Below are 11,927 nucleotides of genomic sequence, written 5' to 3' on the forward strand. Positions count from 1 at the left end.
GATGTCTGAACAGCAGGACGAGCAGATCATCGGCCGTCGGCGGCTGCTTCGTCGGGCCGGAACGGTCGCGGCCGGGGTCGCCGGCGCCGGTGTGGTGTCGGCCGCGACGGCGGGCCCGGTGCAGGCCGCTCCGGGGGAGCCGGTGTTGCAGGGCCGGACCGTCAGTGCGGGTCCCGCCACCACGGGCGTGATCAGCAGCGGCTCTGGGGCCACGCTGGAGCTGTCGAACACCCGGTCTCCCGTCGCGGGGCTCTTGTCGCCGGCCCTGCGGTTGGTTCCCGGCGGGGAGGACCTTGCCACGGACGCTCCGCTCGGTTCTATCGGTATCGATTCGGGTAACAACATCCGGGTGACGGCTTTTCAGGCGTCCGACGGCAAGAGGTACACCGACTTTGTGCACACGTCTGGCAACGCGAACCGGATCGTGCCGATTAAGCCGCAGCGGGTCATCGACACCCGGTACGCCGACCAGCGAGCGAGGATCATCAACCCGACGGGCAACCTGGACACCAGTGGCCAGCTGCTTAGCGGTAAGACCATTTACATCAACCTGTCGGACTTCATGTTCGTCGCCGATGCGATCTTCGGCAACATCACCGTCGTCTCACCGCCAGGCAACGCGGTCCTCACCGTCTACAGTTACAACACGTCGAAGCCGACTGCGTCGACCATCAACGTCCCGCCGAACATGAACCTCGCAAACGGTTTCTGCACGGCCGTGGGTAGGGACAGCACCGTCAGCGACGCCATCTCGATCCACGCGAACGGGACTACCCATCTCATCCTCGACCTTACGGCTGTGGTGGTCGGTGTGGGCTCGGTCGACCCGGGGATCCTCCAGACGGTGGGCGCCGTCGGGGCGGCCAACGCCGAGGTCAGCAAGGCGGAGTGGGTCAGGAGGAGCAAGCCCAGCTGGGAGCAGTGATCGATCGTCGGGACGCGCCTGGCCGGTAGCCCGGGACCGTGTTCCCCGACCGCTTCCAGGCCCGCAGCCATCGGCTGGGACCAGCACGACAGACGGTGGAGGCCGGGCCCGACCGGGTCCGGCCTCGGCCGCCTACGGGATGGGCTGGTTCGGTTGTCGTTCAACCCGCTTGCGGTTCACCTTTTGATCTCGCTTGCCGAGCCCGGACCGTCTGGCGGTACCGGTCCGCCCCGGCGTTGTCAGGGCTGCTCTCTCCCTCTTCCCGGTGTTTCCCGGGGGGTTTGTCAGTGCGGCAGCCAGCCCGGCAGCCAGCCCGGCGGGCGTCTGTGTGCCCAGCGGCGGTGGAGAATCCGTCCTACGTCGACCAGCTTTGCAGGGGTTGGCAGGGCTGCGGTGGACGGCGGCGTGAGGGCCCGGAACGCCAGTGGGTGGTATGCGATCAGCCGGCCGCCGAGATGCTCTGCTTTCACCACGCCACCGTCACCGGTTAGCGGCGTTGCCGTCTCCTGCGGTTGAGAGGTTCCTGTCGTCGCGGAACGTGATCACGCGGAGTTTTTCGGAGAGCGCCGGTTGAGCCATCCATGCAGATCAACGTCTGTCTTGGCTGCTGAGGGTGGGTGCTACGCATAGTGAGGCACCCCCCTCCGTATTGCTACTACTGAATGTCTCCCCGTAGTGTGCCGACTACTTGATGTTGCTGTGTGGTCCTGGGGAGGGCTCGTGGTTGCGTGCACGGGGGTACGACGGCCGGGTAAAAGTCGCTGGACGGGCTGGCTGAGGGTACTGGCACGAAGCCGCCTGTGGCCGGTCTTGGCGGTCGGGCTGGTGTTGGCGTTGACCGCCAACCTGTTGACGCAGGTGCCGGCTTCAGCGCAGCCGACGCCGACGCCGTCGGGTAAGTCGCAGAAGCCGGTACCGACTCGGAAGGTTAAGCCGCAGAAGCCGAAGAGAAGTGCGACAGACAAGCCGGGCCTCACCAGGCTCCAGCACACGACGTTGCCGCCGGCGGCGGTTGCCACGGTGCCCGTCTCCGGTCGGGCTACGAAGGTCGGCCAGCTGCCGGTGACGTTGAGCCCGCCCGCCGTTACCACCCTTGGCGCTGAGCAGCGTGCGATGCGCGGCCGGGAGCGGACACCGGCCTCTGTCCGGGTGCGGGTGTTGGACGAGAAGGCGACCAAGGCGGCAGGGGTTGCCGGCGCGCTGTTGGCTCTGTCCCGCACCGATGGAGCGGATAGTTCGGGGCGGTTCCAACTGCGGGTGGACTACCGTCATTTCGCCGACGCCTACGGTGGTGACTTCGCCGGGCGGCTGCGGCTTGTGACGTTGCCGGCCTGTGCCCTGACCACGCCGCAGGATCCGAAGTGCCGGACCCGTCGGGATCTGAACGCGGTTCGTTCAGGCAGCACGCTCTCCGCGGAGGTGACGGTAGCGGCGAGTGGCCTGTCCTCGGTGGTGGCCGTGGCGTCAACGCCGTCGTCGGCCGGTGGCACCTTCCGTGAGACGAACATGTCGCAGGCGTATTCCTGGTCGGCGGGGAACCAGAGCGGCAGCTTCAACTATGGCTACCAGCTGAAGGTGCCCCCGGCGGGTGTCGGTCCGCAGCCGAGCCTGGCCTTTACCTACGACAGCGGCCGAGTGGACGGGCAGACCTCGACCCAGAACGGTCAGAGCTCCTGGATGGGTGAGGGTTGGGACCTGCAGGTCGGTTACATCGAACGCTCTTTCCGGCCGTGTGCTCAGGACGGGTTGCCGGCGTTGGGGGACCTGTGCCAGTTCTCGCCGTACAACGCCACACTCGTGTTCGGTGGCAAGGCATCCCAGTTGGTGTTCGACGGCACGAAGTGGCGGGCGGCCAGCGACGACGGGATGAGGATCGAGAAGTTTAACGGAATCAGCGGCGGGTCCTGGCCCTACGCGGTCAACAACGGGGACAACGACGACGAGTTTTGGCGGGTGACCGCGCAGGACGGTGTCCAGTACTTTTTCGGTGTCAGCAAGCGGAACAGCAACGACAACGAGCGCACCGATTCGGTGCAGACCGTGCCGGTGATCGGCAACAACACGAATGAGCCGTGCCCGAGCGGCTGTAGCCAGGCGTACCGGTGGAACCTTGACTACGTCGTCGACCCGCACGGCAACTCGATGACCTACGGCTACATCAAGCAACGGGGCGATTACGCGGGCGCTGCCGCTGTCAGGACGTACGACATCGCGGCGCACCTGGCTTACGTTGACTACGGGGACCATGGCGGCAACGAGCATGCGCAGCAGGCGCCGATGCGGGTCGAGTTTGAGCTCGGCGAACGCTGCACCGGCGAGCCGTGCCTTAACGCCGACGGGACACCGATGCGGGAGAAGTACCCCGACACCCCGTGGGATCTCTACTGTGAGGTGGACCTGCCGTGTAGCAACAACTACAGTCCGTCGTTCCTGACGACCAAGCGGTTGTCCGGGGTCAGGGCAATGGTGCTCGACTCGGGGAATCCGCCGCAGTACCGCACGGTGGACGAGTGGAAGTTGGAACACGACTTCCCGGTAACGGGCGACTACATTGATCCGCCCGGCGACGACACGTCCCCACATCTGTGGTTGAAGTCGATCGAGCACACCGGGCGAGGTGTGGACGGCACCACCATCGCCGAGCCGAAGATCGAGTTCGGGGGCACCCCGTACGACAACCGGGTGGACTGGGGAACCGATGTCGGTGTGCCGCCGTACCGGCATTACCGACTGACGTCCGTACGGACCGGCACCGGTGCGGAAACAACGATCGACTACATGGGAGGCGGCTGTTCACGCGCCACCCCGCCGATCCCGGAGCGTAACCCGGATCGTTGCTTCCCGCAGCGCCACTACTCCGACGGGAGCAGCGGTTTCGCCTGGTTCCACAAGTATGTTGTCCCAACCGTGACGGAGAGAGACCTCACGGGTGGGTCGCCTGAGGAAACCACCTCGTACGCCTACACGAATGAGGCCTCTTCCGACGACGCACTGTGGGCGCACGATGCCAATGAAACTGTCCAGTTGCAATATCGCTCCTGGTCGCAGTGGCGGGGGTACAGCACGGTCACCGCGACAAAGAGCAGTGGCGCTGCCGAGACCAAGAGTCGTAACGTCCACTACCGCGGAATGGACGGCGACAGCGTCACGGACGGCCCCACCGGGCAGGAAATGTTGTGGTATGGGCGTGACGCTGGCCTGCTTGCTCCGATAGGAACCCCGGGTGTCGAGGGTGCGATAGCCGGCGACGGCAAGTGGTGCGTAAGCGTCGGTGGCCGTCCACCCGCGAACGGCAGCCTCGTTACTGCAGGTTTCTGCCCCACCGGCACTTACGCTCCAAATCACTCTTGGACGTACCAGCCGGATGACACCATCAAGAACTCGTACGGCGGGTGTCTCGACATTGTCGGCGGCGGCACGGCCGACGGTACCCGTATTCAGTACTGGACGTGCACCGGCGCCGACAATCAGAAATGGCTTCCGCACCCCAAGGGCGCCTTCATCAACCCGAAGTCCGGCAAGTGTCTGGACGTCCCGAGCTACACGACCGGCGCGTTGCAGCTCTACACCTGCACAAAAACGTGGAATCAGGCGTTCCAGCTGAACGGACGCCTGGCTGTCAGCCACGCCAACCGCTGCATCGACCTCGCGAATTTGGGAACCGCGAACGGTACGGTTGTCCAATCGCGGACGTGCAACGATCTTCCGAACCAGGTATGGCAGCTGCAAAGCAACGGCAGCCTGAAGAACCCAGTTTCTAATCGCTGTCTGGACATCCAGGGCGCAGGTACCGCCGACGGCACCAAAATTATGCTGTTCGACTGCACCGGCGGCGCGAACCAGGTCTGGCAGCCCCAGACAGACGGCACTTTGAAGAACCCGCAATCGGGCAAATGCCTGGACGCGGGCAGTGACCAGGGCGGCAAAGCCTACTACCAGTTGGTGCTGTGGACCTGCAGCGGCAGCGTCCTGCAGAAATGGACCAACCGGTTCAACGACTCCGACGGGCTGGGCGGGTACCTGCGGGAAAGCCTCGACCTCGACGGCACGCAGATCCTGGCATCGACGATCCACGTGCCGACCGTTGCCCAGACCGGCACGCGTGCCGCTCCCGTGACCGGAGGGCAGGAACTACGTGGCCACCGGGTGAAGGAGACGATGACGAAGGCGCGTACCTGGATCGGCGCCGACGGGAAGTGGCGGTGGACCGAGTCGCAGGCCAGCTACGACAGCACCTACGGTCTGCCGACCGATACCCGCGACCTCGGTGACACCGCCGTCACCAGCGACGACACCTGCACCCGCAACGAGTACGTCTTCAACACGACGGCCTATCTGATCGCCTATCCCAAACAGACCACGGAGTACGCCGGCGGGTGCGGCAGCGCCACGATTCTGTCCCGTAGCCGCACCTACTACGACTACAGTCTCGACCTCAACACGCCCCCGGCCACCGGGCGGCGAACGAAACACCAGGTGCTGACCGCCGCGCCGGACACCTGGGCCACCACATCGGCAACGTATGACCCGCGGGGCCGGCCGCTGACGAACACGGACGCCCGCGGCCAGGAAACCTCGACCAGCTACAACCCGGCGGACAACCTGCCGTTGAAGGACGTCACGGTCAAGAACCCCCTGGACCATGTGGCGAAGGTGTTCTTCGAGACCGGACGGGCCCAACCGAGACAGGTCCTGGACGCCAACGGGCGGACCACGCTGACCGAGTACGACGCGTTGGGGCGGCGGAGCGCGGTGTATCTGCCGACGGAGAAGAAGGCCAACGGTGATCCGCCGTCGGTGAAGTACGCCTACGACATCCGGGCGGACGCGCCGAACAAGCTGACCGTGCAGACCCTGCAGAACCGTCCCACGGACACCGCGCCGGCCGTGTATGTGACGTCGTACCAGTTCCTCGACGGCCGGCTGCGGGCGCGGAACACGCAGAGCACCGCGCCGGGCGGGACAGGACGGATCATCACCGCCACCAGCTACGACGGTCGGGGACAGGTGGCGGCGCAGATCGCCCCCTACTACAACACCGACCCGGCCGGATCGGCGTTGGACAACCCCGACCCGGCGACCCTGGCCTCCCGCACCACCTACGGCTACGACGCCGTGGGGCGGGTCACCGCCGAGGTGTTGGAAGCCAACGCTGTGGAGAAGTGGGGGACCCGGCACAGCTACGACGGTGACCGGCACACCCTCATCCCGCCGTCGGGAACCAACTCCACCACCTACTACGACGCCGCAGGCCGGCCGACCAAGGTCACCGTCCAACCAGGCACGGCGATCGAGGAAACCCGCTACGGCTACAACACCGCCGGTGAGCTGACCTCGGTCACCGACGCGGCCGGGAACGTGACCAGCTACGGCTACGACCTGTCCGGCAACCGCACCAGCGTCCAGGACCCGAACACCGGTAGCAGCACCTCGACGTACAACGAGATCGGTGACCTGCTGTCCACCACCGACGCCCGCGGCCAGAAGATCTCCTACCGCTACGACAAAGTCGGACGCGTCACCGAACGGTGGGCCGGCGATGCCGGCACCGGCACCAAGCTCGCCGCCTACACCTACGACGGCCTCGCCTTCTCCAAGGGACACCTCACCTCCACCATCCGATACATCGCAGGCGTCGAGTACAAGGTGGAACCGACCGGCTACGACGACCGGTACCGGCCCACCGGCACCCGGTGGGTGATCCCACAGGCCGAAGGCAAACTCGCCGGCACCTACGAAACCAGCTACGGCTACGACTCCGCCGACCACCCGACCACCCTGAACTACAGCCCAAAGGGCGGGCTGACCGCGGAAACGGTCACCGCCGGCTACGACACCAACGGCTACCCGACCACGCTGACCGGGGTCAGCAACTACGTCACCGACACCGACTACACCCCCATCGGGCAACTGGCCATGCGCACCTACGGCGACCCGGGCGCCGGTCAACTCAAGCGCGGCTACGGCTGGGACCCGGCCACCGGACGGCTCACGGACATCATCGCCACCCTGCCCGACCCGGCGGTCCCCGGCACCCGCAAAACCATCCAGGACGACCAGTACACCCACCTGCCAGCCGGGGACATCTCCGCGATCAAAGACCGCACCGACGGACAATCCCAATGCTTCAAATACGACGGACTGCACCGCCTCACCCAGGCGTACACCGCCCTCGACGACTGCGCCGCCGACCCCACCAACGTGTCAGCCACCGGCAAGCAGCCTTACTGGGACAGCTACGCGTTCGACACCGCCGGCCGGCGCACCACCGACACCCACCGCACGGCAACCACCAGCACCAGCCGCACCTACACCTACCCGCAGCGGGGGCAGCCCCAGGTCCACGGCATGACCTCGGTCGCGGTCACCGGCAGCACCACCCGCACCGACACCTACGGCTACCACCCCGACGGCAGCATGCGTACCCGCACCGTCGCCGGCATCACCAGCACCTACACCACCAACCCCGAGGGCCGCTTCGACACCGCCACCGTCGGCGGAACCGACCAAACCAAACACCTCTACGACGCCAACGGCGCCCTGCTCATCCGCACCGACCCCACCGGCACCAGCCTCTACCTCGGCGGCGAAGAACTACGCCTGACCGGCAACACGGTCACCGGCACCCGCTACTACACCCACACCGGCTCCACCGTCGCCGTACGCAAAGCCGGCAGCACCACCGTCACCTGGCTGGCAGCCGACCACCAAAACAGCGCCAACCTCACCGTCGACCCCATCACCGGCACCCTCCAACGCCGCTGGTACACCCCCTACGGCACCGACCGGGCCGCGGTCAGCAACTGGCCCACCGACCGCGGATTCCTCAACGCACCCGCCAACCCATCCACCAAACTCCTCGACGTCGGCGCCCGCGAATACGACCCCGACACCGGCACCTTCATCGCACCCGACCCACTCATCGACCCCGGCAACCCCAACAGCCTCAACCCCTACGCCTACGCCCACCACAACCCCATCACCCTCAGCGACCCGACCGGGCTGGCACCCGGGGGTATCGAGCTGAGCGACAACGAGAAAGCTGCCGCGACAGTAGCCGTCGTCACCATCGCCGCCGTCGCGGTGTGTGCGGCAACCGCTGGGATCGGGTGCGCCATCATGACCGGCGCCGCGATCGGTGCCGGCCTCGGCGCCGCCTTCGCGGAGGACGGTAAGCGGTTCCAGGGTGCCCTCATCGGCGCCGCCGCCGGAGCGGCCGGCGGCGCGGCCGGAGCCGGGGTCGGTGGCCTGCTCGCCCGAACCGTCGGCATGGCGGCCAATTCCAAGCGGATGGTCGCGATAACCAATGTCGCGGCCGGGATGACGGAAAGCGCCAGCAACCAGACCATCGCGAACCGCACCGTCGACTGGCGGCAAGTCGTCCTGGAAGGCGCACTCGGCGGCGCACTCGGACTCGCCGGTAGAGCGGCTGCTAAGTCCATCCGAAAAGCCCGCATCGTCGGATGCACACCGATGCACAGTTTCGCCCCCGCCACCCTCGTACTGATGGCCGACGGGACCACCAAACCCATCGCCGAGATTGAGAACGGCGACCAGGTCCTCGCCACCGACCCGGAGACAGGGCAGACCGAGGCCAAACCGGTCGAGCAACTACACAGCAACCACGACACCGACCTGACCGACCTGACCGTCCACGTCGAGGACACCACCCCCGCCGACGGGACCGACGACAGCACAGTCACGGTGCTGCACACCACACAGCACCACCCGTTCTGGGACCAGACCAGCCAACAATGGGTCGACGCCGCCAACCTCACCGTCGGACACCAACTACACACCACCGACGGAGACACCGTCACCGTCACCGCCGTCCGCAACCACACCGGCGCCCAGAACATGCGCGACCTCACCGTCGCCGACATCCACACGTACTATGTGATCGCCGCCAGTGCTCCTGTCCTGGTGCACAACTGCGGCGGAAAGATCCACCAGGACAAGTATTCCCATGGTGGAAGCATCCGATACGGTGGCCTCGATGCGAATCATAGGCCCACGAGCGTTTCAGCCTCGCTGAATGCCTCGATGCTTGACTCGGGAAGTGCCGCGAGTAGCAGAATCAAGCCGCCTGGATGGCCTGGAAATGGTGATGACTTCAACGTTGGGCGGGGTCACCTTCTTGCGCGGATGCTGGGTGGCTCTGGCTCTCGTAGATCAAACCTTGTCACCATCACGCAAGATCCAGTGAATTCGCCGATAATGCGAGACCTTGAACAGAAGATCTACGATGCAGTCAAGGGTGGGCAAAATGTGCAGTACACTGCTACAGCCGTCTACCATGGTGGCGGTCCGATACCAATCGGCATCAGGATGGAGGCTTACGGCAACGGAGGCTTCAGCCTGAATGAGTATATTTCTAATCCAGCTGGACTTTTTGGGCATGGTGACTGATGTTCGATTCCGACTCGTTCCGGCAGGTAGTGGCGCCGCCCGATCGTGCGCCGACGGCAGTGGACTGGGATACGGTCGAGGCTCGTATGGGAGTTCTGCTCCCGTCGGACTATAAGTGGCTCGTAGAAAATTACGGGCCTGGTTTATTTGGTGGATTCTTCTACATCTTATATCCCGGCTCCTCCCGTAAGGGCCTAGATCTCGAATACCAGCACGAGCGCACTACCTGGGCGCTCGAATATCTGGCCGAGAGGGGTCACTCGCTCCCGCGGAACCCTGCCGATCTATTGTCATTCGGCCGTTCCGAGAACGGTGATGTGGCTTACTGGGTGATCGGACAGCGCGATGATCCGGACCGTTGGAGCGTAGCGTTAGGGGAGCCTCGTGGCCCGCTTTGGGAGGAATATGATGGAGGGGCGGTCGAATGGCTCGGAGCCGTCCTTTCTCGGCGTATTCGCATGAACATATTCCCCAAGGACTTCCCTCGGCGAACGGTTCGCTTCAGTCCGCTTGCCTGATGGAGTTCACGTGGTCTGCCGGTTGCGCTGGGTGCGCCTGCTCCGTCGGTGACTGATGGTTCGCGGAGGCTGCCGTCACGGTTGCCCTCACGGCGGCGGACATGCATTTCGATCGATGGAAGTCTCGTCGGTCTGGTCGTAACCCAAGGATTGCTGTGGCGCGCAGACTTCCAAAGCCGCTCGGCGAGCCGCAAGCTTTCGCTAGGAGGTGCTGTCCCGCCGCCGGAGGGTAGAGACAACCCTGTGCCGTGCCATAACTCGTCGCACGGGTTGTGACAGGTCGGCCGGCCTCGACCGTCCTGGCCGGACCGGGCGGTGCTGTCCGTGCTGGCGCGGCTCCTCCCCGGCGGGCTACGCCAGCATCGCCTCGTCACGCCGGCCACGCTGCTGGCGTGGCACCGCCGTCTGGTCCAACGCAGGTGGACCTACCCGAACCGGCCAGGCCGGCCGCCGATCAGTGCCGAGGTCCGGGATCTGGTCCTGCGGCTGGCTCGGGAGAACCCGAGCTGGGGACACCGACACATCCAAGGCGAGCTGGTCGGCCTCGGGTATCGGGTCGGTGCCGGCACGATCCGCCGGATCCTGGCCCGCACCCGGACAGGACCGGCGCCGCGCCGTGTGGACACCAGCTGGCGACGCTTCCTTTGAACCCAGGCGCACGGGCGGCGGGCCACCGACTTCTTCCACTTGGACACGATCGCGCGTACGTGTTCAGCCTGAGGTGAGTCGCTGATCGGGGCCCGCCGTCCACTGTGGCTTGGCTTGGGGCATGATCTTGGTGTGCAGCCCGGGTCGCAGCTTCCCTCGTAAACCACCAGCACCAGCCGCGCCTACACCTACCCGCAGCGGGGGCAGCCCCAGGTCCACGGCATGACCTCGGTCGCGGTCACCGGCAGCACCACCCGCACCGACACCTACGGCTACCACCCCGACGGCAGCATGCGCGAGCCCCCAGCTGATTTCGGATTCCTGCCGCGACCGGATTACGTGCTCGAGGTGGTTCCAGTGGACATGCTGGACGACGAAGACGCGGGCTTTGTGCTTTATCTCAATGGCGAGGAGCCGATCGACATCGAGATCGTAGAAAACCGAGGATAATAGCAGAATGCATCGACGGGCGGCGACGATGATTACCGCATTGGGTCCACAGCTTGGCATGCATGCCAGGGCTATTGCGTAGTCGTTTGAGGGGCGGTTGAGCTGGGATTTCGTGCAGGCTGGGGGTCGATGTAGGACGGGCGCGACCCGTGGTGATCATGAAGAGGCGAAGCCACATGATCCCGAGAAGGACGCACCCGCCGATGTCATCATCGCCCATCGAGATCCTGCTGCCTCACCGGCCCGCCGATCTGCCCCTTCGGGCTACGGTCACCGAGGGTGAACAGCGCAGTCTGTTCGTGGCTCTGGCTGCGGTGCCCGATCCGCGTGACCCGCGTGGCCGGCGTTACCCGCTGGTGAGCGTGCTCGCGGTGGCGGTGTGCGCGGTGCTGGCGGGGGCGTGCACGTTCGCCGCGATCAGCGACTGGGTGCGGGATCTGGACCGGCCCGCATGGGAAAGGCTCGGCTTCGGCGACCGGGTGCCCGCGGCGACGACGGTGTGGCGGCTGCTGGTCCGTATCGACGCCGAGGTGCTGTCGCAGGTACTGGCCCGCTGGCTGCGCGTCCGGGCGGTACCAGTGATGCCGGGGCGGCGGTGGCGGCTGGTGATCGCCGTCGACGGCAAGGTCGAACGCGGTGCCCGGCTGCCCGGTGGGCGCCAGGTGCATCTGTTGTCGGCGTACGACGTCAGCACCGGCATCGTGCTCGCCCAGGTGTAGATCGCGGCCAAGTCCAACGAAATCCCCGCGTTCAGGCCACTGCTGAAGCAGGTCGCCGCCCAGGTGGGATCGTTGACAGACGTTCTGGTCGTCGCGGACGCGTTACACGCCCAGACCGGGCACGCCGAGCTGCTGGCCGCCGGCGGCGGCCAGCTGATGGTCGCGGTCAAGGCCAACCAGTGCGCCACGAGGCGCTCTGACACATCCCCGCTTCAAGCGGGACAGACTCGAAGGGAGGTCTGCTGGGTCTGATGGCTT

At 65.8% G+C, this 11,927-nt stretch carries 7 protein-coding genes; all 7 read left to right on the plus strand.

Annotation, left to right across the window (positions count from 1 at the left end; genetic code table 11):
- The first annotated feature begins 1 nt into the window (after position 1).
- The 7 genes from AB0I41_RS28825 (at position 2) to AB0I41_RS28855 (ending at position 11,921) form a co-directional block, all read left to right on the plus strand.
- Positions 2-925, plus strand: coding sequence for a hypothetical protein (locus AB0I41_RS28825; protein WP_357113731.1), 924 nt, complete (start codon positions 2-4; stop codon positions 923-925).
- Between the two features lie 834 nt (positions 926-1,759).
- The gene (locus AB0I41_RS28830; RefSeq protein ID WP_357113732.1) at positions 1,760-9,334 is read left to right on the plus strand and encodes a ricin-type beta-trefoil lectin domain protein; all 7,575 of its coding nucleotides are present in this window, start codon (positions 1,760-1,762) and stop codon (positions 9,332-9,334) included.
- A complete protein-coding gene (locus AB0I41_RS28835; protein ID WP_357113733.1) occupies positions 9,334-9,852 on the plus strand; it encodes an SMI1/KNR4 family protein in 519 nt (172 codons plus the stop codon). The genes AB0I41_RS28830 and AB0I41_RS28835 overlap by 1 nt, the downstream gene beginning before the upstream one ends.
- A gap of 324 nt (positions 9,853-10,176) precedes the next feature.
- The gene (locus tag AB0I41_RS28840; protein ID WP_357113734.1) at positions 10,177-10,500 is read left to right on the plus strand and encodes a helix-turn-helix domain-containing protein; all 324 of its coding nucleotides are present in this window, start codon (positions 10,177-10,179) and stop codon (positions 10,498-10,500) included.
- A gap of 222 nt (positions 10,501-10,722) precedes the next feature.
- Positions 10,723-10,950, plus strand: a complete 228-nt coding sequence (locus tag AB0I41_RS28845) for a hypothetical protein (RefSeq protein ID WP_357113735.1) — start codon at positions 10,723-10,725, stop codon at positions 10,948-10,950.
- A 203-nt stretch (positions 10,951-11,153) separates the two neighbouring features.
- Positions 11,154-11,669: a transposase family protein gene (locus AB0I41_RS28850; protein WP_357113736.1), complete on the plus strand. Its 516-nt coding sequence runs from the start codon at positions 11,154-11,156 to the stop codon at positions 11,667-11,669.
- A 63-nt stretch (positions 11,670-11,732) separates the two neighbouring features.
- Positions 11,733-11,921 (plus strand): hypothetical protein, encoded by a 189-nt coding sequence (locus AB0I41_RS28855; RefSeq protein ID WP_357113737.1) that lies wholly within the window; start codon positions 11,733-11,735, stop codon positions 11,919-11,921.
- Positions 11,922-11,927 lie beyond the last annotated feature (6 nt).

It is taken from the genome of Micromonospora sp. NPDC050200 (genome assembly GCF_040656135.1).
Taxonomy (GTDB): domain Bacteria; phylum Actinomycetota; class Actinomycetes; order Mycobacteriales; family Micromonosporaceae; genus Micromonospora.

Coding starts and splice junctions, on each gene's coding strand:
- AB0I41_RS28845 (WP_357113735.1), top strand. CDS start 10,723: ATGACCTCGGTCGCGGTCACCGGCAGCACCACCCGCACCGACACCTAC.
- AB0I41_RS28825 (WP_357113731.1), top strand. CDS start 2: ATGTCTGAACAGCAGGACGAGCAGATCATCGGCCGTCGGCGGCTGCTT.
- AB0I41_RS28850 (WP_357113736.1), top strand. CDS start 11,154: ATGTCATCATCGCCCATCGAGATCCTGCTGCCTCACCGGCCCGCCGAT.
- AB0I41_RS28835 (WP_357113733.1), top strand. CDS start 9,334: ATGTTCGATTCCGACTCGTTCCGGCAGGTAGTGGCGCCGCCCGATCGT.